The sequence below is a fragment of the Listeria cossartiae subsp. cayugensis genome (assembly GCF_014229095.1).
In the GTDB taxonomy this organism is placed as follows: domain Bacteria; phylum Bacillota; class Bacilli; order Lactobacillales; family Listeriaceae; genus Listeria; species Listeria cayugensis.
This window is the reverse complement of the sequence record NZ_JAARZC010000001.1, coordinates 217057-240517: the sequence shown is the minus strand read 5'-3', so window position 1 is coordinate 240517 and position 23461 is coordinate 217057. Positions and strand designations below refer to the sequence as shown.

The following is a 23461-nucleotide window of genomic DNA, read 5'->3' as shown; positions in this document are numbered from 1 at the left end:
CCAATTTCTTGATATAGATAGTATACCTCTCCTCGCGCGCATTTAATCTGGGCAAAAGAACCTTTATGTCTGGTTTTTAGACAAATTCGCCATATTGTCTAGTTTTCGCGATACATGCTGTTTGCCAAAAACTCTGTATCCTTTGCAAGTCGAAATAGCTGGTTCGCGATTGTTTCTGGCGCTTCTTTGAAACCGCGTGTAATCCATTTGATAAGCACACCTGAGCATCCGTAAGAAAAGAATTCCGCATAGAAAACCCGGTCCGCTTCATTCACAGTCGCATTCGTATCAATTTTCTCAAACAAATCCATAAACAGCGAATTCGTTAGTTTTGAAAAGCAAAATGAAAGAATACTCGCATCCGCCGAAACCGTATTTTTATAGAAATCAGCATTTTCTTTAATCGATTCCAGCATTTTCAGCACATGCTTATCCCAATTTTCAAGCGTAATCCCATCCGCCAAACAATGAAAAAAGTCATTTTCATACGTCCAAGTAAGTAAATCGTATTTATCTGTAAAATGATAGTAAAAAGTTTGCCGATTAAGCCCGCAAATATTGGTTATATCCGCAATACTAATCTTTTCAAACCGCTTATGCTGACAAAGCTCCATCAGCCCACCAGCAATCGCTTTTTTAGTAATGAGTGATTCCGCCATGCTGTTCGCCTCGATTCGTTTGTTTGGGTTTATTGTATCTCAGGTGGGGTTGGAATAGCTAGGGAAAACATGAGGCTATAAAAAAGTAAGCATTAGTGTCAATGCTTACTTGAGAGGTTTGAGTTCATGTACCTAGATACAATACTCCTATTTAGTTTGGATCATCCAGCTATTCATATATTTACATCCATTAGACTAATACAATAATTAAACTTAATAGAACCACTAACACGCCTTCAAATAACATAGCGCTCCAAAGATAGTCTTTTTTCTTCACATTTAATATACCTGTTGCTAAAAAGCAGATTAAAAGGATTATGTGGAGCCAAATCGGAAAAGCAATGCCAGTATTACTACTAACCATAGAAATACTCATGTAAATACATACTATTGTCCAGACGATTAATGTACTTGTTAAAATTATTCTTTTCATTATACTATTACTCCTTAATACGGTTTGGAATTAAAGAACCAATTTCCTACATTTTTCAGTTGTTTATCTATTTTTTTTCCTTTAAGCGTACCTATTGCATGTACATCTTGATATTTAAAAGCATATAGTTTCTTACCATAGTTTGTTGGAACTAATCCTGTTGTGCGATACTGCTTACTTGATAGTCTAAAGTTAATTTACACAGATTAAACACTTTTATTTGGATATACGAGTTTACTTTTTGTATTTCTTATTAAATTCATTGTGTACGTTTGCACATTTTATACAAACCTACACTCTTATTTATAATGTATCTTTTTTATCATTTTTAGAGTTATAGGTTAATTTTTACTGTTTGTGATTATATCTCCTTATAGCAATAAGGTTGTTTTATTACTCCATCGCTTTAAAATTATTTAAAAAATGAATTCCTTTATTTAATTCTTTCTCAATATCGTTCCATTGACTTGTTTCATCATCATACCAAGAATAGATAATTTTAACTTTACCATCAATCAGAGAAACTACTTCAAATGAAACATAGCGATATGGGGCATAAGTAGGTTCTTCAACTACAATTTCTGCCATACATGTATCATTATCCAGTTCTACAACATAACAGTCTTTTTCATTCTTTATAATTGTTAATTTTATATTATTCTCCTTTAGATTTTCTTTTTTTGAATCTATCAATTGGATTACACTCAATCGAATGCTATTATACATATCGTTTTGCATAATTATTTCCCTCCTAAGTTGTTAATATCAAGAGCATCTGGCATTTCAGTTATTCCAGGCAATCCTTTTTTTCAATTAAACCTGTCAATTAATGACCCAGGCCCTAGTATTTGCGCCTTACCAGTTTCAAGCATTTTTTCAAACTCATCTACTGACAACGCCCTACTTTGGCTAATCTCAATTTTTCAATTTGTTCAGCTAGTAGCGGTGTATATCGCATTGCTGCTGTGCCCAATCCTAGAGCAATATCAATAAGTCCAGCAGAATCCAATGTCTTTTTTACACTCGCAACATAGGCAGAGGATCTTAATACACCACCGGAAAATCCAGAAACTTTTTGCCCAGTTAAATAGTTTACTCCATCTTTCCAACTATCATTTACTCGCCGTTCGAGTTCTTCCCCGGAAAGTTCTATATAAGAAATAGCTGGTAATTCCTGACCATATTTTTCTAAGAAATCTTGTAATTCCTTGTTTTCTACCCGTTTTCCATCTTTTTCAAGTAACCACATCGTGACAGTTTCACCTTGATTATTCACATATGTATAGGCTAATACCGTTTAATCTTCCCAGTCATCTGGATACAGGTCTTTATCGTCTTCTGTTCGTGCGTTATCCAGCGCTTTTTCATAAGCAACAAGCTGTTTGCTGCACTTTTCGGCACAGCGTAAGTGCCTGTTTTGTCGTTAAAAGTCACATGATGCAGTAACTCTTGCACCGCGCGTCCTGTCGCTTGAATGAGTTCGGCTAATGCACTAAAAAACTGTCCATGGCTTTGTTCGAAAGCTAAATATCTTTCTAGGATGTTCTCTTGTTCGATGGCTTCCAGCAATTGCGTATGAACGCTTCTTGATTTCACTGCATAGACTTGTTGCATATCCGGCTTCGTATTGGGTGCGGTCAATTGCCGGTGCAAGTCTTCTTCTTTTCGCTGTAACTGGCTAACCTTGGCCATCGCTTCTTGTAAGATTTCTGCATCAATTCTGGCAGAAGGCGAACTATCCACTTGGCTCCCGAACTCGCGAATATATTGTGCGAGCCGCTCCTCGCTTTCATCCAGTGCTTCGATGATGCTCTGGCAAATACTTGTATAGGTACTAGAAAAATATCGTTTGGATGTAGTAACTGCTTCCCCTTTTAAACGGCTGTCTTGGGCATAATCCATCGCTGCTTCTTTAATTTTTCTAATCATCGCTTTGGCTTCCACATTACTACTTCGCAAACCGTGGAGAAAGTCATTCAATTCCGCAATATCTATCCGACTCACTGACTCCACTCCTTTTGCAAGGTGGCTTGTTTTGTTTCTAGTGTGTGGAGCTTGTTCTTATTTTCTTGCAATTCCTTGTCTAAATCGCTTCTTTTATCTTGGAGGTCCTGTCTCCAAGCCTGCGATTCTTCGTGTTGCTGCTCTTCTAAATAACGATAAAAACCACTGGCCTCTTCTCCTTGCCAGCAACTGCGTAAAAAGTCTAATAACACCAGTTTTTCTTGTGTTAATTGGTTGCTTTCCTCTTCTAACCAATCTTGTTCATTTTGTTTTCTTCTCGTTTGATTGATATTCGTTTCTGCGGTTAGCTTGGGTTTCTGCTTTAATCCTTTTGCTCTTGTAGTGGTGGATGCTTCACTTGGTCATCTTCTTGACTCGAGCCATCTTTAAAAACAAGTAGATTAATATGGTAAGGCGTATTCCTTTTACTATTGTAGTTATATTCATATACTAAATTAGGATCATCCTTAAACACTATCGTGACATAGTATCCTCCTCTAGTCCAATCTTTTTGAATATCCCTCGTTTTAACTTGTGTTGAATTTATCTTTTGCGCTGCTAAGTAATCATCTACTGCTTCATTTGCTGTATGTTTAGGGATTGCAAACCAATAAACATATCCGATAACGCAAAGAATTAACACTAATCCAATCGTTATCCACCATTTTTTATACTTTTTCATTCAGCAGCACTTCCTAAGACATGAGATTTATTTAAAGTATTTTACTTGTTGTGGCTTATATGTTTTTGAAAAATGGATTTTTCGTGTTTCTTGAATTAAATAAGTTTAAGAGCTCGATATTAGAGTTAGACAATAAAAAATCACCTATTGATTCGTATCAAAGTAAAATGTGATTTATTATACAAATATAAAAAGAGGCGGCGAAAATGCTCCGCCTATTCTACAGCTTATTGTTGTTAAAAATACACAATTCCTAGCAAACTAAATTAGCGAAGTTTTTAACTCCGCTTAATTTAAAGCTACTTCGATTTATTCATCTCTTCCAATTGTTCTTCTAATGGTGGGTGTTTCATCTCACCTTCTGTTTGTCCCGAACCATCTTTATAAGCATCCACAAAAATATGGTAAGGTAAGTCTATTCTTTCATCATAACTGTATTCATACTTTAGTTTTAAATCATCTTTAAAAACTATCTTTGTAAGATAACCACCCATTTTCCAATCTTTCTTTATCACTCTAGTTTCAATTTGATTGGATTTGATTTTTTGTTCTGCTAGATAATTATCCACTGCTTTATTCGCCGTATGTTTGGGAATTGCAAACCAATAAACGTATCCAATAATACTAAGAATGAATATTATACCTATCGTTATCCACCATTTTTTATACTTTTTCATTTAGCTACACTTCCTAAGACATGAGATTTATTTAAAGTATTTCACTTGTTGTGGCTTATATGCTTTTGAAAAATAGTTTGGTAAATCATACACTGTAACTAAGGACGGAAATACTTGCACAACAGGCTTATTTCCTGTTCCGAAATAATAGGCTTGAAGTACAATCTTAGAACAGTAAGTCGGATTCTTACTATATCGACTTCCAGTCATACCGTATTTAGGGAAAATATTTTGTTTGGATGTACCGCTTGTTGAATAGTAATTTTTATCAGCCCAGCTAGCTGCGGCATTCGCAACTGAACTATCCTTCAGACGGTAAACTTTCACCCAGCCTCTTGTATCATAGTGATCCATCCACCAACTTGTAGTTCTTTGTCTCGTTGTTTCTCCTTTGCCAGGAATATCTAGTATATACTCATTCCCATTCGCAATAGCAGCATGTCCCAATAATCCGGAAGAAGATGTTCCATTTGTAATCAGAATGTCCCCTTTTTTAATATTATAACCTTTATACACACCTTTAAGCATTGGCTTCTGTGGAACTTCTTCCCAATTTTCATCTACTACAGGAGGTTGACCATAGTTGTTTAACTTTATCCATTCTTCATAAGACATCGACGCATCATAAACACCGTCTTTTAAACCATCTTGATAAACTTGTTTATACTCATTTTCATTCTCTTTTACCCATTCTTCCAAGCTTACATCTGCTTGATTAATAATCCCTTCAGATACTCCCTGTTGATACAATGCGTCATAATCCACTTTTGTTTCCGCCTGAGTCATCTGCGGAGATAGCAAAATCCCACTTACTAACAATAATGCTGTAATAATACCTATTAACCTTTTTTTCATTATGCTCCCTCTTTTCTATGCATTAATCAAATAGTTGTTCCTACTAAAACCATAGCATAGAAAATGAATGTATAACCAAAAATGTAATGAAATGTCCGATTCTTGTCATGAACGACCTATTTTAGGCGAAAATCAATACATTAAGAATTGATTCACTTAAATTCATGTTCAAAATAACACAAATTGTGTCAATATACATAATTTTATACATTAAAAAATAAAATAAGCCATTTAATCCTTCTAATAAATAACCTATTTCATATAGAACTATAATTCCATGTGTATAAACCGTATTTTTATACACGTAGGATTACTTTATAAAAAATGACCGAAATGCTCCACTATTTACTTCCCTTAAACCAAATTCCCCACAACTTTCATGCGCAATCTGGGCGCATTAGCCAGATGATGCACCAATGGGATTTCTTCCACTACTTCAACCGAGTCAGTCACTGCACCGGCCAAAGTTACTTGTTCTCTCGCTTTTGCTCGTCATTTTGCAGCGCTTCATCCCGCTTGATTTGGGAAATAGATTCGCCGATTGCGTTGGCAACTAGGTCGATTTTATCGCGGAAAATTTGTGCAACAACAGAGGTTTCGTCTGGAATAATTACACTATCCGAACTGTTTTTCATTTTATCAATCGCATCTTCGGTTATTTCAGTAATTTTTTTATAAGCTTTCTCAGCAAAATTGGAATTGCTAGGGAAAACATGGAAAACGTTTGTTCGCTAATATATAATTGAAAAAAAGAGGTGAATATGATGAAAATTACAGACCCGCTCTACGGAACATTTGAAATAGAACCTGTTTTGGCTGAACTAATCCAAAGTCCATTGGTTTCCCGGCTAGCACACGTGCATCAAGGTGGTTCGAGTTATTTAGTAAATCCACTTTGGGACCTTAGCCGGCTTGATCATTCGATTGGCGTGATGCTTTTTATTAGGAAGTTCGGTGGCTCTTTGGAGGAGCAAATTGCTGGCTTACTGCACGACGTATCGCACACTGCTTTTTCGCATGTGGTGGATTATGCGCTTGATTTTGAAGAGGAAGATTATCATGAGCAGATTTTTGAGGACTTTGTAAAAACTTCGACGATTCCTGCCATTTTAGAGAAGTATGGTTATTCTTTTGAAGGGATTTTTGATGATATTTCGAAGTGGACGATTTTGGAGCAAGAAGCCCCGGAGCTATGTGCTGACCGGATTGATTATACGTTGCAAGATTTGTATCGCCATGGGAAAATTAGTTTGGCTGAGGTGGAAGAATTTTTGCAGGCTTTAGTAATGGTTGATGGGCGGCTTTATTTGGCAAATATCGCTCTTGCAGAATGGTTTGTTGCGCAATATTATTCGGAAGTGATTGATTATTTTTACGATCCGCTGAATGTTTATAGTTATGAGATTTTGGCTGAAGCAATGCGCGTTGCGTTTCAGCAGGAGACGATTACGACCGATGATCTTCGGTTGACTGATGCTGAATTGTTAGCTAAATTGAATGCGAATTCAGATGCTCGGGAGAAAATTCAGTTGCTCAAGAGTCCCCATTTGGAAGAAAATGAGGTGGACTTTACTTATCATCATAAGAAGAAAATGCGTTTGATAGATCCCTCTGTTTTGATGGATGGGAAGCTTATTCCGGCAGGTGAACTTTCAGAAAAAGTACGTGAAATGAATGATTGGGCATCTGAGAAAAGTAAACATGGCATCTATATAAAAGTAACATAAAAACCTCACCATTTTAAAAAAAGCTGTAGAAAAAATGATTGCTCATTTTTCCTACAGCTGATTCTTGAAAGCATCCCTATCAAGGACTTTCCAACAGATTTATTGCTTCATTTAAAAACAAAATCTCTTCTTCTAATTTGTTTTTTTGCTGTTTTAATTCTCTTATCTGTAGAAAAGTCTTCACCTCTTTTGTTTCGAGTTTATCGCTATCATGTAACTTCATCCATTTGTGAAATTCGTAACGAGGAATACCATACTCCTTGCAGATAGAGTCTATGGTAGACCCCCTAGAGTATAAAACTAGTAGGTTTTTTTGAATTTCTTCTCCATATTCGATTCGAGCCATACCTGTCACTTCCTATCCAACACAGAAATTTTTATATCCTTTTTACTTACTACATTATGATGATGTCACAGGGGGTTATTCCTTCTTCTTCCTTTTTCTTTGCATTATCAACCAAATAAGGATGAGCACTAAACCCAACAAGGTATAGTTAGTTACTGTATCACCTGCTTTAGGTAATGTATGTTGTTTGTTATCCTTATCTGAAGAGGCTGCCAGTTCTTTTTTAGGAATCTCCTGTATGTTTTCTTCACTTACATCCAAATCATCCTCTGAAATTAGGACCTCAACTACTGTCTGACTAGCTTGAACACGGTCAGGCGATAAGAAGAACATCCCACAAAAGCTGATTAGTACCATTGCCAAAACTAATTTCCTTTTCAAGAAATGTACAACTCCTTTCTTAATTTCTTATTTAAAAGCAGCTGTAAAAGTTAAAGTTGTTTGATATGCTCCAGCTTTTTTGTCTCCTTGAGGACTTCCAATTTGAATTTTACTTACTTCTGTTTCGTCCATCGCATAACCTGAAAAGCTTCCGATAACAGGATTAGCCATTGTTACTGTACTATTATTACTTTTAAAGCTACTGGTTATTACGTCCGAAGTAGCGCCAACACGTTGTAATTCAATCTCTCCATCGGCTGATAATCCACTAGATAATGTCACCTCTACTTCTTTTCCTGGTTCTAAGTTACGATTGATTGTTTTCACAGACATTTCTGTGGCATTATCATTAGATAAATTTACTTTTTCTGGTACAACGAGGGTATAATCACCTTCAACAGAATATTCCACTACTGTATTACCTTCTTTATCTGCAGCGTAGGCTGTCCCTCCGCTAAAAATTACCATACCCATTGCTGCTACACTTAACGTACTTAATACTAATTTATTCATAAAAAATTTCCTCCTATGTCTATACGACAACTAATTTTAAATTTATTTCAGACCCGTTTAAAGGTGACTGATCGTTTAAAGAAAAACATTCATATTTTAATACTGCATTTTCATATTCGCCTACCGCTAACGTTTTTTCTAATTCAATGGAATACATACCTTTTCCCGGTTCGATTAAATCGGATATCCATAGAACCGAACCATCCGGATGAATAAGCGATATTTTGAAGTAACAATCATTAATTTCCGGATTATGGAAATTAACTGCTTGTTTTGTTTCATTTGCATACAACGTTACTTTTTCAAACCCTGGAATGGCGATTGTATTTTCTTCTCCACTTGTATCCTTCTGTTTTTTCCCGTTCCACTCAACAGCAGAAGGGTCTACATCCAACAGATTTATTTTATCCTTGAATAGAAAATAACTACTGATTCCAATGACACTTACTAGCAATAGTAGTAATGATATAACCACTACTTTTTTCTTCTTCATAGGTAACCTCCAATTTATTAATAACCAAATGACCTTGACATGATTACTATTCTGGCTAATTTACATCATTCATACTTAATCGAAAATACGACGTTCCCCATATATTTTCCTGCCTGGATATTCTCTGGCGCTTCAATAGCCATGACTGCCTCGCCTTCTGTTATTTCCGAACCTGGAGCAAGGATTAAAATCGCTTTTTCTGGATTAGTTTCTGACCCGTCCCAACTCAGTGGCGCCAAACATTGGACTGTTGTGTCTGCCGTATTGGTTAAAGTTAGCTTGTTGCTCTCAGAAACAGACATTGCTGTTCGGTTTAATCCCACGGACAAATCTTTATCTCCTCGATTAATCCCTTCCACTTTCAATTCAGAAGTTTCATTTAAAGAAATAGAAGCCGGAATAATCACTGTATAGTTTTCTATCCATTTTGCGTAGATAGTTATTGATGCATCAGCGGGCAATGAAAAGTCAAACTTACTGGTAAAATCTTGATCAAGATACCACCCGTCAAAATAATGTCCATCTTTTACAGGAAGCATTTCTTCCCAGTAATCACCAAAAACTTTATTTTGTACTTTTTGTTCCTCCATGTCTTCAAACTGCCCACCCATCGCATCCATTGTTAATGAAAGGAAGACACCTTTTCTATAACCAATAGGTTCGTTTTGTCTCCAATGATATGCCTGTAGTTGCGAGACAGTTTCAAACTGCACCCAATTCTTTTCGTCATACCAGTTTGTATTTTCTAACCCATTAAAAACCTTAAAATTGTGACTGACAAACAAGTACGTTAAGGAGGTTGTTCCAGTAAACATATCTATCGTGCTTGCTGCATCTGTAAAATTATTTAGATATAAAGTTTTTAAATTTGCACAATCTTTAAACATGTAGCCCATAAGATCCACTAAACTGGTATCAAAATTACTTAGATCTAGCTCTTCAAGACTAGTACAAGTTAAAAACATGGAAGACATATTAGTTACTGAACTGGTATCAAAATTACTTACATCTAACTCTTCAAGACTATTACAGCCAGCAAACATGGCACGCATAGAAGTTACTGAGCTCGTATTAAAATTACTTACATCCAACTTCTCAAGTGTGCTACAATTTCTAAACATGTAAGCCATATCAGTAACAGAGCTGGTATCGAAATTACTTACATCTAGTTTCTTCAGTTTTACACAGCTATCAAACATTCTATACATATCAGTTGCTGAATTGGTATCAAAGTTACTTACATCCAGCTCTTCAAGACTAGTACAATTAGCAAACATGGCATACATATTAGTTACTGAACTGGTATCAAAGTTACCTACATCCAGCTTCTCCAGTTTTTCATTATCATAAAACATGTAAAACATATTAGTTACTGAACTCGTATCAAAATGACTTAAATCCAGTTCCTCAAGTGCGCTACAGCTGTAAAACATATCCCTCATAGTAGTTACTGCGCTAGTATTAAGACCACTCAAATCAAGCTCCCTAAGGCTGGAACAATATTTAAACATAGCTTCCGTAGTGAGTAAAGATGGTGCTGTCGGGTAATCATTATCTCTGATGATAACTTTTTCAATTCCTGAACTATAAAATGCGAGTGCAAAAGAAGTCACTCTAGACAAATTCGAACGTTCAATCCTCACACTCTCAAGTACTGTAAAAACAGTATTTCTAAAATAAGCTTCAAAATTTCCTGTCAAAGTAGCTTCTTCAATCTCTATATGTTTAATTCTGTTCAAATAACTATTCCAAGCGGTTGGTTTACTACTTGGCACGTTACCAAACATATGCAAGCTATATTCACCGTTCGTAGTATTACGATAAATTGTCCAATAAGCCCCTGAGTCTACCACTGTTAAACCCGAATCATCCGAATCGGCAACAGGCTGCTCAAGAACATCTGGATTTTGCTCCAAATCATCCGTAATTGGGATTTCTTCTAAGTTCTCGACCTCTGCTGATTTGTCTTGCGGGACTCCTTCTGTATTGACATTAGAGGTATCCAGAGAACCCAGCTCCTCTTCTGGAAGCTTATTTGCTATATCCATCTCTTGTGCGATAGAAACATTAGCGCTCCCACAAGCAATGAAAATAACGGTAACGATTAGGATGACTCGCATGGAAAGCTTCTTCATCAGCTCCCCTCCTTCTTCGGTAATTAATTTCTAGATGCCTAAGCCTCTAGCTGTTATTTTATTATAGAGGAGTAAGAGAGCACCTCTGGCTATAAAATTTTAACTTCTTAAAATTTTATAGCTTATTAGTTGTGTTTGCTTTTTACCATTAGTACGACACAACAAAAAAAATCCGAGTAACTATCATTACTCGGACAAGACTTTTGTTTTCCATTTAAACGCGTTCCATATAAATTCCAACAAGTATTTCCCTAATCTTTTTTATTAGCAATAAATTTTTTTCTCGCTATTTTCGCTAGATTATCATTAATTTTGACATAATCAGATTCTAGCCATCTAGTATTTACATAGACTATTGGTTGATTGATACGTAAAGATGTCAACACTTCTGGAGATACGGAAAAATCACTTATATATAAATCCACCACCCTATCAACTTGATTAATTATTTCCAGATTGTAGTAGCTAGAAAAATATCTCATAAAATCAAATACCGCTGTTTCATTAGATATTGTCGATAAAATAGTTACTTTAATAGGCAAGGTGTGTATAGAAAAATCAATCCGCTTATCCAAAATGATCAGATAATCTGAAGTAAGTCTTTCTTCAAACGGTTTTAATGGATCCATTTCTTTTAAATTTACTAATTGACTAATCAATGGTTCTAGATGATTCACTTTATGGATTTTTCTTATATTTCGATCAAGATCTGTATACCCTGGCACAATATTATTGAACTTATTGATTAAATTATCAAGTAAGAAATATCTATAATTTATACTCGCAAAGGAGTAACGGAGCAATTCCATCTCTTTTTCTGAAAATGGAATAGAGAGATTATCATTTACTCGTTCACTGGCAAAATCAACTAGTTTCATGAAGCCCATTTTTTCTAACTGTTCATCCATGTAGAAAAAGGAAGGCATTTTTTCAATCGAAGAATAACTGCCGAAAGCAACAATGGTACTCAGTATGATTTGCGTCGTGTAGGTAATTTCTTTATAGTTCCTATTCGGAAGTTGTTTCGCTACCTTTTTAATGAACGCACTCTCTGATTTCTTAGACTCCTCGGTGCAAGCCTTATATAGGGCCACTTTAAACTGCCTAGTTGTGTCAATTTGACAATTCATTCTATCTCTTAATAAATGCATAGCCACATAATAGTGAATCATCATCGCCTTATCTATCGAGTTTGCTCTATAAATTTCTTTTGGGCAACTCTCTAATAAGTCGGTGATTTCATCATATCGAACAAAAGAAAATGGCCAACGATCCCCGCTATATGCGACTAAAAAAAGGAAGGCATAGAATATTCTTAATGAAAATTCATCCCCCGTTATTTCTACCTGATTTCCTGTAGAAATATATAAGTTCCGTTCACTTAGCTCTTCATTCAATTCTTTTATTTCTTTCTTTATCCCAGAATAAGAAACATGTACTTTTTTTGCCAATGCTTGTAGATTAGGGAAGGAAGACAGCAACAAAGTTTCGAGAATTTGAAATTTGGGTGACTCTCTAATATAGGCGTTGATAATGAGTTGAATACTACAATTATCCGATATTTTTAAGGTATAGGACAAATTTGGCGCGGAGTGAACAATCGAAAACGCTTTGTATCCAAAGCGTTCAATATCAAAATTAATTGTTTTAATAGTAGAAATGAGTGTTGGATACGTAATGTTCAAATCATTTAATAGTTCCTCTTGTGTACTTGTATGATTTTCCGCATAAAAAATCTTCTCAAGAAGCGCTACCTTTTTTTGGCTTTTTGAATCTAAATATTCTCTCATTAAAAACACTTCCTTCAAATGTTACTTTTTATGTAAAATCCATGTAGCTGCAATTAGATGTTCCTCTAAGTCATCGTATCCGCTCCATTGGCTCTTGTTACTAATTGTTTCTTTTCCAGTTCAAAATCCACTTCTGGGGTTCCCTCTAGCTCTTCCAACAATTGTAAATGATTTTGTTCAAATAAATTCAGCCATTCGTTTCGAGTGAGATATTCATGATTTTGATACTTCTCCTGGTTATTGCACGCTAATTCAGGCACATATGCTTTATCTATAATAACATCTTTCGGACTACTACCCAATCCAAAAAAGGCATGTGAAAAATACGGAATAAACGGTAATATTTCAATTGATTTAGAAGTGAATGACGCGCGGCAAGCTTTTGTTCGGTTCCTTTATTCATTTATTTACCCTACTAGAATATTTTTAGTTAGCTTTTGGGTTGTTTTTCTAGATAATTAGTATAAGAATTGATTTATTTAAATCCATGTCTAAAATAACACAAATTGTGTCAATATACATAATTTTATACATATGGGATTACGTTATACAAAAACAAGCTGGAAATAAAGTAATTTCTTACTTCGTTTCCAGCCTGAAGTCAGCAATGCTCCACTATTTACTCTTCTTAAACCAAATTCCCCACAACTTTCACGCGCAATCTGGTCGCATTACCCGGATGATACGCCAATGGGATTTCTTCCACTTCCACCACTTCAATCGAGTCAGTCACTGCGCCGGCTAGAGTTGCTTGTTCTCTTGCTTTTTGCTCGGCATCTTGGAGCGCTTCTTCCCGCTCGATTTGAGAATAGATGTAGATTTGTTCGTATTGTCCGCTGATTTGGGAAATGGATGCGCCGATTGCGTTGGCGACTGGGCCGTTTTTGTCGCGGAAAATTTTTGCGACACCGGGAATTTCATCAGGGATAATGACGCTACCGCCACCGACAAGTACTAGATTGACGTTACTTGAGCTGGTTTTCATTTTATCAATCGCATCTTCGGTCATGTCGGCGATTAATTTATACGCTTTTTCAGCAAAATTTGTTGGGATATGCGCAACGAGTTGAGCGTCGCCAATGTCCGCCATGCCTAGACGAACTGCGATATCAGTTGTTGTCATCGTTTTGCCGCCGAAAACTAGCGCCTCTTCGGAAATACGATATCCAACGCTATCAGGGCCAATTGTTATTTCCCCGTCTTGCTCGCGAATGACACTTCCTCCGCCTAGTCCGATGGAAATAATATCAGGCATTCTAAAATTGGTACGCACGCCGCCAACATCCACCGCAAGCGAGGACTCTCTCGGGAAGCCATCTGTAAGCACACCGATATCAGAAGTGGTGCCTCCAACATCGAGTACCATTGCGTCTTTTAGTCCCGCCAAGTAGGATGCGCCGCGGATACTATTCGTTGGTCCGCAAGCAATTGTCAAAATCGGGAACTGTCTTGCATAATTAAGCGACATCAATGTCCCGTCATTTTGGCAAAGATAGATTTCCGCGTGCGCGATTCCTTCTTGTTCTAGCGCTTTTTCGAAACCGTCACTCGTTGCCGCGATAACTTTGAAAAGAGCTGCGTTTAAAATCGTCGCATTTTCGCGTTCAATCAGTCCAACAGAACCTACGGAAGAGGAAATCGAAACCGGAATATCTGCGCCTAGTTCGTCTTCAATAATTTTTTGAACAGCTAATTCCTGATCGTTTTTCAAAGAAGAAAAGACGCCAACAACTGCGACAGATTCCACTTCACCTTTCCAACCAGCCAATGTTTCACGAATTTCTGCTTCGTTGATTTCTGATAGGACCTGACCATCGTACTCATAGCCGCCACCAGTTAATTTATATTTTCCAGATAAAAAGCCAACCATATCTTCCGGCCAAGCTGTATAAGGTAAAACGGATGCTGTTGCTGGATAACCTAAACGAAGAACGCCAACTTTCGCTAATTTTTTACGTTCAACGATTGCGTTTGTACACTGCGTTGTTCCAAGCATGGCGTGTGTTACTTTCGAGCGATCAATGCCAGTTTCACTCAGCACGCGATGAAGCGACTCGGTAATTCCTGTTTCAATATCTTCACTTGTTGGCATTTTTACACTATGAATTAGTTTTTGATTTTCATCTAAAATGACGGCATCGGTGTTTGTACCACCAACGTCAATTCCAATTTTATACATGGCGGCGTTCCTCCTTTTTGACAAGTTCTTCTAGCGGTTCAAAATCGACATCATAGCCGAAATAGCGCGGCCCAACTGTTTCGATGCCTTTCTCGGTACGCCAAGCATCGTCAGCTGGAAGTGCCATCACGCGGACACGTTTACCATATTTTAGCGCTTCTGTCGTTACTGGCATTAGCGTTTCCAGATCCACCATACAAATTAAATCTGGTGTAATCGCGATAGGTTCGCCATTTTTCTCCGCAACAAGGTTTTCGTTTTGGAAATGAACGATGACTTCGCTACCTGCGTCTTTGTTAAGTCCGTCAATTTTCACCCGTCCAAAGTTGAAGCCTGCGCGCGTTTCACGAATAACATCAGTGATTTTCCCTTCGAATAAATGGTAACCGTGCGTCACATCCAATAGTTTTTGCAGTTTTTCTGCTTCGTCAATTGATGTTTCGCGAATGACTTTACCGATTTCTTCTGAAAGTGTCACGATATTTTTAATACTACTTTGTTTAATTTGTGCACCGTTACAAGGATACAAGCTAACTAGCGAACTTGCGCCCATTTCGACCGTAGTTACACGTGCAAGGCGTTCAGTCCATCTGTTGTCAATTGTTTCCATGATGCCGATATTGCCTTTTTCATCGGTGATAGCCATTGGTGTTGCGGAAATGCCGTCTAGATGGAACGTCACCATTTGTAGTTCTGGAAAAGCTCTACCCATGCCATCACAATCGACCATAGGTAAGCCAAGTTGAGCTGCCACAACGATTGGAATCATCGAGTTAACGCCGCCAGCTTCCATTGGAAATGTTCCTTTTATTTCTTTGCCAACATATTTACCTAGTTTTTCAAAAACGCGAACGAATTCGTCCCCTTTTGGAAATTTTTCTATAAGTACAGATGGCGCTCCCATCATTGCTGCTGGAATAAAATAGTCATCGTCAGCGATTTCGTCTGGAGATAAAAGCTGAATTGGTCCGTATTTTTTAATCGCTGTTAGGGCCATCATTTTGCCCATGTACGGATCTCCTCCGCCACCAGTGCCTAAAAATGCCGCACCAATCGCAATATCTTCAATAGCTTGTTCGTCTAAGTAACGCATTTATTTCCCCTCCAAGTTCTCTACTTTTTCCGTTTTTCCACTTAAAACTTTCGCCCCAACAAGATAAACAATTAGTGACAAAATAATACCGATAAGTGGTTGGTTTGGTAATTGTGGTAGTGAAGGGAAGAATGTCAAAATGACTGGAATTCCTGCAATCACAGCACCTACTAACCAAGAGCCTACGCCAAGCCAGTTAACGCCTGCAACTGGTGCCCATTTGGATTTGTCGCCTTTTTGAACGATCCAGTAAGAAGCAATCATTACTCCAGCAACTGGTGGAACCATCGCTGAAAGTACGGACATAATTGGTACAAAATGGTTTAGAATACCGATAACAGCTAGTAATGTTCCAAGCCCACCCGCAACTGCTACGGCAACTTTATGATATTTTTCAGAGATGTTGAAAACGTTAATAATCGCGATCCCGCCGGAAAATGCATTAACAGCATTGGTTGTCCAAGCTGCCAAAATCAAACCGATAATTCCAAGGACTGGCAAACCTAAATTAGTAAATACAACGGAAATATCTGCCGTTCCAGCTGTTAGTGCAAGAACCGCCCCAACTGTAATCATTAGAACACCTGATGGCAAAATGCCGATGATTGCTGCTTTAACAACGTCTTTACGTGATTTCGTATATTGTGAATAGTCGCCAGCAATAACGGCGCCTAATGCAAATGAGCCGATGGTAATCGCAAGCCCAGTCATGAACGACATGCTGTTTGCAGGTTTATAATTTTCCACAATCGCAAGTCCGCCATTGTTTAACGAAACAACCAAACCATAAATACATACAAAAAGTAAAATCGGAACTGCGATATAATTTAAAATACTCAAAATTCGAACACCATAGATGGCTGATAGTAACATAATAACTCCCCAAATCAAGGAAGATACTGGTATTGGAACATTAATTCCATACATACCGAGGAACTGTGAAAATGCTGCGCCACAGACGTTTGCTTGAATACCAAACCATCCTAGACAAGCAATCGCTAAAAGAATCGATATAATTTTCTTAGATCCTTGTTCACCAAATACTTGCGATGCTACACTAACTGCTGGAATGGCTAAGTCACTACTTTGCATTCCTTGATATATCATAAATAAGACAATAACTCCATATCCTAAAAGTGCTATTAAAATTGCTTCCCATAGAGGCATGCCCGAAATAAGCGTTCCCCCTACAAGGAGACTCGGTACGCAGATCATTGCGCCCGTCCATAAAAATGCCAAACTTTGCCAGGATTGTGTCTGCTTAACTGTATTTTTCTCTGTCATAATGTTTCGCCCCTTTTTTTCTTGAATTTGTTCTATTAAGGACTAATTATATAAGAACAAGCTATCATTTGTATTTATCTGAATTAAAAAAAAACAGCGCAATCTTTGTCACTTTGGACAAAAATCGTGCTATTTTTAATTATTATTGTTTGTTTCGCCAAGCAAACGACGAATTGCTACAGCTAAATAGAGATTATAAGACTCTGGAATTTTTGTTGCTGGATATTGCAACAATTCATTAACCCGCTGAATTCGGTATTTAATCGTATTTTTATGCAAAAATAGCAGTTCGGCGGCTTGATTATAATTCGACTCGCCTTCTAGCAAAAATACTGACAACGTTTCAATTAATTCTTCGTTGTCGTCTAATGCTTTTAACGGCTTCATTTGTTCCGCAATCGCCAATTCTCCGCGATTAACGATATCCACACATTTGGCTGCAAAGTCGATTTCTTGAAGTGAATAAATCGGTTTATTCGCGTAAATCGCATTGGCGGCATTTTTATATTCATTTACAAGCGAGTAAGCACTCTGCACATCCGAAGTCTGCTCCATTCCCTGACAAACGGTGATTTTTAGTTCAATTCCAATTTCCTTCATCATCATCGCAAATTCATTCGCCGTATGCGTCCGGTCTCGCTGCGCAACAGAATTATCAAGCAAAACAACGATATTCTTCTCAAATAAATCAATCAAAGAAACATCAAAATGACTAGCAACAAAACTTTTTAGTTCGCTCAAAACCCGCTCGTTGTCACGAATTTCTTCCGTTTTCACGAGCCACATCCATTTAATAGAAGAAACATCGACATTTAAAATTTTACCAAGTCGGCGCATCTTCACACTTTCATCATTCAAAATCGCCTTCATTAGCTCGGCCGTACTGATTTCGACATAGTTGCGGCCCCATAAGTTCATAAATACTTGGACTACTTCCGTAATTTGCATGACTACATCTGTTGTTAGTGTCCCTTTTTCCTTCATCATAAACAAGTGCATCGCCTGCATACCGTCTTGAAAAATCGGCTTTCTCGCTGTATAAAATTCGCGCTCATCTAAAGTGAGCTGCACGATTTCCTGCTCATTTATTTGTTTCGAGGCTTCAATCACTCTTTCAAAATCCCAGTGGCGCGTGCGTGGCCAGGTGATTGAATTAATTACTTGAAAGGAATTGTCGGTTAAAACGAGTGAAGTGTGCGTTCTGTCAGACAAGATTTTCAGTGTGGTATCAATATTTCGTTGTGGCGGTCGTACACTCGAAATCTGTTCTAATGACTCGGTTACAAAATTGGTATCTGTCATTTCTTGCTTAACAATCGCTTCAACCACTTCATAAATCACTTCGCTATACCTCAGTGACATTTCATTTTCCGGCATCACGATAATCGTAAAATCCAGTTCATTTGCAAAATCAATCAGCTTTTGATCAATTTTCGGCATAAAAATTCCAACGTAGTAAAGAATTAAAGCAACTTCCCCGACCTTATGTAATCGTTCAATCGTGCGGCACTGTGCCTCAACATCATCACGAATATTCACAAAAGCAGATACAACAATTTCACTGCCATAAAATTCATCATTATCAAATAAATCATCTTCTAAAAGGGCTACTTCTGTGTATTCTAAAACAGAAATAGACGAAACTAGCTTAGATAACCCTGACTTCCCAGATACTACTTTCGCTTCTTTTAAAGATGGTAATTTCATTAAATCAGCCAATTTTACGCTCAAAGTTCGCCACCTCCAGTTATTCTAAGTGTAAACAATCTCCTAAGAAAAGTCCATGCCACGTTAAATCTTTTACATTCAAGGTTGATTATAGTAGCATTAAACCATGAATACACATATTCTGACTAAAACATAGGAGGCAAATTATGTCTATAGAGCCATCCATTAAAATAAATGAGATTATAAATGAAGTTGAAAAAGTTATCGTCGGTAAACGACATGTTGTTAAATTGAGCTTAACTGCCCTACTTGCGGGCGGTCACGTATTACTGGAAGACGTTCCCGGAGTTGGTAAAACAATGATGGTACGCACACTTGCAAAAACAATCGGAGTTTCCTTTAAACGAATTCAATTTACGCCGGATTTGCTACCAGCTGATGTAACTGGGGTTTCGATTTTTAACCCAGAAACGCGTGATTTTGAATTCCGTCCAGGACCTGTCATGGGAAATATTGTTCTCGCTGATGAAATTAATCGAACTGCACCGCGCACGCAGGCCGCTTTACTGGAAGGTATGGCCGAAAACAGTGTGACAGTTGATGGGATTACGCGCAAACTCGCTGATCCGTTTTTCGTAATGGCGACGCAAAATCCGATTGAATACGAAGGCACTTACGCTTTGCCAGAAGCCCAATTAGACCGATTTTTACTTAAAATCAATATTGGTTATCCGACAGTTGAAGAAGAAATGCAACTACTTACTTTGAAACAATACCAAGATCCACTTGAGCAAACGAAACAAGTTGTAACGCTGGAAGAATTGTTGACTCTAAAAAATAAAGCCAAACAAGTCTTTATTGATGATGTGTTGAAAAATTATATTATTTGCTTAGTTGATGCGACTCGAAAACACCCTTCTGTTGCGCTTGGGATTAGTCCGCGTGGCTCGCTGGCGTTTATGCAAGCCGCTCAAGCTTTTGCGCTTATCGAAGGTCGCGATTATGTGATTCCTGATGATATTCAGTATTTAGCGCCGTATATTTTCACCCATCGTCTCATTTTGAAGTCTGAAGCTTATTATAATGAGGAAACAGCCGAATCCATTATTGCTTCCATTTTGAAAAACACGTCAGTTCCGGTAGAGAAGAGGTAACTCAATGTTGAAAAAACGCCTCCTGTTAGCATCTCGGTGGATTATTATGCTAATTATTTACGCTGGACTTTGGGCTTATACGCTATTTCAAGGTGATACAGCTAGCTGGTTTTTAACTTATTTCTTTAGTTTTATCTTGTTACTATTATTTTTGTCCTCGATTTATCCGCTCAAAGCGTGGAACGTAAATCGAAATTTTATTAAAACGACCTACCATGATGGTGATTTAGTCGATATGCAAGTATCGTTCTCTCGAAAATCGCGTTATCCAGTGGGTTATTTGCTATTCCAACAAAAAATCCCGGCTAGTTTCGGTAAAGTGAGCGCACGCCAACAAGTGGTCTATCCGCTTTTCAAAAAGAATTTCACCGTGACGCTTGCTGGATTTGCCGGTGTTCGTGGGATTCATTCATTCCCGCCACTAGATGTGGAAACGAGTGATGCATTCGGTTTACTGGAACGTTCGCGCCAATTGTCGACCGAAAAAACGCTCACTATTTATCCCACCTATTTTCCTGATGTATTAGAAAAAATCAGTGAAGTTTCTCCGGAAAACGAACGCAATGCAGCTTATTGGACGCTCAAGAAAAACAGCAATCTGCACAGTTTGCGCGAATTTTCTTCTGGCGACCGAATTTCCCTGATTGACTGGAAATCTTCTGCTAAAAGCGACCAGTTGATGACCCGGGAATTTGAAAATAGTGCAACATCACGGTTATCTGTCATTTTTTACGGCGCGAGTCATCCTAATTTTGAATTATCACTTCGGGCCGCCTACTCATTCATCCGTAAAATCTCCGAGGATAATGGAGAAATTCGTGTTACCTTGCTTGGCGATCAAACGAGTACATTTGCTCCAGCGAAAGGTGCGAATAGACTTCAAGAAATCTCAACCGCTTTTGCTGAAATTGCATCAGCAGATAGTTTAATTCTACAAGAATCGCTTAATAATAATTTGCATTCTGGTGAGAAAATCCTTTTATTTACACCGTGTATGGATACGATGTTAATGCAAAAAGTGACCCGTTTAACGGATAATAAGCAGCTTCAAATTATTACATTTCAATCAGAGCATTCCAAAGCGATGGATGCTCCGGCGATTTTCCTTGAGCCAGCGAGTCTTCTAAGCAGACGGGAGCGTGAAACTAAATGAAAAGATACTTATCGCTCATAATGCTGTTTATTTTATCGGTTTTACTTATTTCCGAGTGGATTTATCCTTTTGCCGAGCTAACAGAGCTCTCAACAGCCAATTGGATTATTTTATTTATAAGCCTTTCACTCGGCAGTTTTTTCCTCCGTTTAAAATATTACTGGACTATTCCTCTCCATGTCGTCATGATTTTCATCGTTTCCGGAATTTATTACGCTAAAGATGGTATTTTGTCCGCGAATTGGTTTAGCTCGTTTTTCCAAATTACCTTTAATGGTTTTAAAGATATGGTGCAGTTTCGTTCGTCTGATATTTCTATGGACTTTATTTTAATTGTCTTTTTAATTGCGTTATGGCTTTTGAGTTATATTACTACGTATAGTATTTTACGCAAACAACGGATTATGAGTGTATTAGTTTTAACGGTTGCCTATTTAGCAGTCATTAATACTTTTACAGATTATAATAGTAATTGGGCGATTGTTCGGACTGTATTGGAAGGGTTTTTACTACTCCATCTTGCGCTGGCTAGCCGAATTGCAGCTCCTAATCGAATAAGTGTGGATTCCTTGAAAAGAAATGGGATTTTATATCATGTTTTTGTGATTATGTTACTGGCGGTATTTGTTTTTAGTTCGTTAATGCTTCCGAAAAAGGCGCCCATTTTCCCAGATCCTGTACCGACGATTAAAAATGCGCTTGGGATTAATACTTCGCGCACGGTTGGCTATAGTGAAGACGACACAACGCTTGGTGGTGCACTCAAAAAGGATAACGGCACTGTATTTACCGCACGTACGGATAAAGGCCACTATTGGCGTGTAGAGTCGAAAACTAACTACACCGGTACCGGCTGGGCAAATGCAAACACAGGCGATGTGGTATCTTTTTCTTCTGGTGATACGTTCCCGATTCAACTTACAGAACAAACAACTGGTCCTACAAACACGGCTGAAATTAGTTTTGCTTCTTCTAGCGACTACATGCCTTACCCCTATGGCACACAAACGGTGAATGGCGCTGTCGATTCGTTTAGTGCCAATTTAACGATAGAAAGAGTTGGACCTGTGGATACCATTAAAAATTACACGGTCCAATTAAAAACACCTGTTTACAATATTGAAAAGATGCAGAGCGCTGATTTTAGTACATTATCTAGTGCCTTTGTTTCAAAATATACACAAACGCCAAGTGAGTTACCGGATCGGGTTGCAAAACTGGCTAATAAAGTAACCAAAGACGCTGATTCCATTTATGATAAAACAAAGGCTATCGAAAGCTATCTAAGCTCTTCGGGCACGTTTACTTATAGCACAGATGATGCGAAAGAAACGCCTAGGGGAGCCGATTATGTCGACCAATTTTTATTTGAAACGCGGATTGGTTATTGTGATAATTTTTCTACTTCAATGGTAGTCATGCTTCGTTCGCTTGGGATTCCAGCAAGATGGGCCAAGGGTTACACACCCGGCGAGGGCGAGAAAAAAGAAAATGATGCGAAATCCACGTACACGATAACAAATAATAATGCGCATTCTTGGCCGGAAGTATTTTTCCCAGGTACTGGTTGGGTTCCATTTGAGCCAACAGCAACGTTCTCCAACCCAGAAGACTTCCAAGAACCAACAACCGAAACCGCTAATAAACCAGAAACACCGAACGATAGCACGAGCACGCCAGAAACACCAAACAACCCAGAAAAAACACCAGAACAAGATAACGGCAGCAGTTCCACTGGTGAAGCAACGAAAAAAGAAGAACCTAAAACAGAAACAGCGGCCTCTAATTTCGAAATTCCTGCTTGGTTTTGGTGGATTTCCGCTGGATTAGTTACAGCATTACTTGTGTTGGCCGTATTATTCAGACGCAGAATTCGTAGTTATTTATTGCTTCGTTCCCTGAAAAACAAACCCGCATTTGGCAAAACGTATCATAAACTATTGAAGTCACTTGCTTCTTATGGTTATGTACGCGAATCAAGTGAAACGTTACGTCATTTTGCAGTGAGAGTTGATATGGATTTAAAAACTGCTGATTTCTCGCGATTGACTAAAATTTATGAAGCTCAGGTTTATAGTAATGGTTTGGATGAAAAAGAGCTGAGTTCGGATGAGATGGAGCTTGTTCAGCAAATTATTGCTAAATTAAATAAGTAAACAGAGAAAAGCGCCCGCGAAAATATCGATGGGCGCTTTTTATTATGTAATATTTTTATCTTTTATCGATAAATATGAG

At 37.8% G+C, this 23461-nt stretch carries 21 protein-coding genes and 3 pseudogenes; 4 read left to right on the top strand and 20 right to left on the bottom strand.

Annotated features, from left to right (window positions below; translation table 11 throughout):
- Nucleotides 1-98 precede the first annotated feature (98 nt).
- From HCB49_RS01175 to HCB49_RS01135, 9 genes and pseudogenes are all read right to left on the bottom strand, one after another.
- Entirely contained in the window at nt 99-659 is a 561-nt protein-coding gene (locus HCB49_RS01175; RefSeq protein WP_003721267.1) for a TetR/AcrR family transcriptional regulator, read from the bottom strand.
- A 190-nt stretch (nt 660-849) separates the two neighbouring features.
- A complete protein-coding gene (locus HCB49_RS01170; protein WP_008946901.1) occupies nt 850-1092 on the bottom strand; it encodes a hypothetical protein in 243 nt (80 codons plus the stop codon).
- 393 nt (nt 1093-1485) lie between these two features.
- On the bottom strand, nt 1486-1830 hold the full coding sequence (locus tag HCB49_RS01165) for a hypothetical protein (RefSeq protein WP_185603862.1): 345 nt from the start codon (nt 1828-1830) through the stop codon (nt 1486-1488).
- Between the two features lie 187 nt (nt 1831-2017).
- A pseudogene (locus HCB49_RS01160) lies at nt 2018-3096 on the bottom strand (LXG domain-containing protein); the annotation flags it as partial.
- A pseudogene (locus HCB49_RS01155) lies at nt 3093-3416 on the bottom strand (ribonuclease P); the annotation flags it as partial. The pseudogenes HCB49_RS01160 and HCB49_RS01155, both read right to left, overlap by 4 nt.
- 2 nt (nt 3417-3418) lie before the next feature.
- Nucleotides 3419-3778, bottom strand: a complete 360-nt coding sequence (locus HCB49_RS01150; protein WP_149174362.1) for a DUF3139 domain-containing protein — start codon at nt 3776-3778, stop codon at nt 3419-3421.
- Between the two features lie 299 nt (nt 3779-4077).
- A complete protein-coding gene (locus HCB49_RS01145; protein WP_070307803.1) occupies nt 4078-4455 on the bottom strand; it encodes a DUF3139 domain-containing protein in 378 nt (125 codons plus the stop codon).
- A gap of 27 nt (nt 4456-4482) precedes the next feature.
- Complete coding sequence (locus HCB49_RS01140; RefSeq protein WP_185603861.1) at nt 4483-5310, bottom strand: C40 family peptidase; 828 nt, start codon at nt 5308-5310, stop codon at nt 4483-4485.
- Between the two features lie 354 nt (nt 5311-5664).
- A pseudogene (locus tag HCB49_RS01135) lies at nt 5665-6008 on the bottom strand (hydantoinase/oxoprolinase family protein); the annotation flags it as partial.
- A 66-nt stretch (nt 6009-6074) separates the two neighbouring features.
- Between HCB49_RS01135 and HCB49_RS01130 the strand changes: the two are divergent.
- Nucleotides 6075-7037, top strand: a complete 963-nt coding sequence (locus tag HCB49_RS01130) for an HD domain-containing protein (protein WP_185604487.1) — start codon at nt 6075-6077, stop codon at nt 7035-7037.
- Between the two features lie 79 nt (nt 7038-7116).
- Here HCB49_RS01130 and HCB49_RS01125 read toward each other — a convergent pair whose 3' ends face one another.
- The 11 genes from HCB49_RS01125 to HCB49_RS01075 form a co-directional block, all read right to left on the bottom strand.
- Entirely contained in the window at nt 7117-7383 is a 267-nt protein-coding gene (locus HCB49_RS01125) for a helix-turn-helix domain-containing protein (RefSeq protein WP_185603860.1), read from the bottom strand.
- Between the two features lie 75 nt (nt 7384-7458).
- Nucleotides 7459-7764 carry an LPXTG cell wall anchor domain-containing protein gene (locus tag HCB49_RS01120; RefSeq protein WP_031669159.1) on the bottom strand — a complete coding sequence of 102 codons (306 nt, stop codon included), beginning with the start codon at nt 7762-7764 and terminating at the stop codon, nt 7459-7461.
- A 27-nt stretch (nt 7765-7791) separates the two neighbouring features.
- Nucleotides 7792-8277 (bottom strand): hypothetical protein, encoded by a 486-nt coding sequence (locus HCB49_RS01115; protein ID WP_070307806.1) that lies wholly within the window; start codon nt 8275-8277, stop codon nt 7792-7794.
- Nucleotides 8278-8296: 19 nt separating this feature from the next.
- Complete coding sequence (locus tag HCB49_RS01110) at nt 8297-8770, bottom strand: hypothetical protein (protein WP_031645302.1); 474 nt, start codon at nt 8768-8770, stop codon at nt 8297-8299.
- 65 nt (nt 8771-8835) lie between these two features.
- The gene (locus tag HCB49_RS01105; protein ID WP_185603859.1) at nt 8836-10905 is read right to left on the bottom strand and encodes a BspA family leucine-rich repeat surface protein; all 2070 of its coding nucleotides are present in this window, start codon (nt 10903-10905) and stop codon (nt 8836-8838) included.
- Nucleotides 10906-11156: 251 nt separating this feature from the next.
- Nucleotides 11157-12695, bottom strand: coding sequence for a helix-turn-helix domain-containing protein (locus tag HCB49_RS01100; protein WP_185603858.1), 1539 nt, complete (start codon nt 12693-12695; stop codon nt 11157-11159).
- Between the two features lie 65 nt (nt 12696-12760).
- Nucleotides 12761-12955: a hypothetical protein gene (locus tag HCB49_RS14325; RefSeq protein WP_260479506.1), complete on the bottom strand. Its 195-nt coding sequence runs from the start codon at nt 12953-12955 to the stop codon at nt 12761-12763.
- A gap of 368 nt (nt 12956-13323) precedes the next feature.
- Entirely contained in the window at nt 13324-14874 is a 1551-nt protein-coding gene (locus HCB49_RS01090; protein ID WP_185603857.1) for a hydantoinase/oxoprolinase N-terminal domain-containing protein, read from the bottom strand.
- A complete protein-coding gene (locus tag HCB49_RS01085; RefSeq protein ID WP_185603856.1) occupies nt 14867-15967 on the bottom strand; it encodes an S-methyl thiohydantoin desulfurase family protein in 1101 nt (366 codons plus the stop codon). The genes HCB49_RS01090 and HCB49_RS01085 overlap by 8 nt, the downstream gene beginning before the upstream one ends.
- Complete coding sequence (locus HCB49_RS01080) at nt 15968-17251, bottom strand: cytosine permease (RefSeq protein ID WP_185603855.1); 1284 nt, start codon at nt 17249-17251, stop codon at nt 15968-15970.
- A gap of 135 nt (nt 17252-17386) precedes the next feature.
- On the bottom strand, nt 17387-18982 hold the full coding sequence (locus HCB49_RS01075) for a PucR family transcriptional regulator (protein WP_185603854.1): 1596 nt from the start codon (nt 18980-18982) through the stop codon (nt 17387-17389).
- A gap of 143 nt (nt 18983-19125) precedes the next feature.
- On the opposite strand from HCB49_RS01075, the gene HCB49_RS01070 reads away from it, so the two are divergent.
- Genes HCB49_RS01070 through HCB49_RS01060 form a run of 3 tightly spaced genes read left to right on the top strand, consistent with a single transcriptional unit; the run spans nt 19126 to nt 23382 of the window.
- Nucleotides 19126-20073 carry an AAA family ATPase gene (locus HCB49_RS01070; protein WP_185603853.1) on the top strand — a complete coding sequence of 316 codons (948 nt, stop codon included), beginning with the start codon at nt 19126-19128 and terminating at the stop codon, nt 20071-20073.
- Between the two features lie 4 nt (nt 20074-20077).
- Nucleotides 20078-21226, top strand: a complete 1149-nt coding sequence (locus HCB49_RS01065; protein ID WP_185603852.1) for a DUF58 domain-containing protein — start codon at nt 20078-20080, stop codon at nt 21224-21226.
- Complete coding sequence (locus tag HCB49_RS01060) at nt 21223-23382, top strand: transglutaminase TgpA family protein (protein WP_185603851.1); 2160 nt, start codon at nt 21223-21225, stop codon at nt 23380-23382. Before HCB49_RS01065 ends, HCB49_RS01060 begins: the two co-directional genes overlap by 4 nt.
- The last annotated feature ends 79 nt before the right edge of the window (nt 23383-23461 follow it).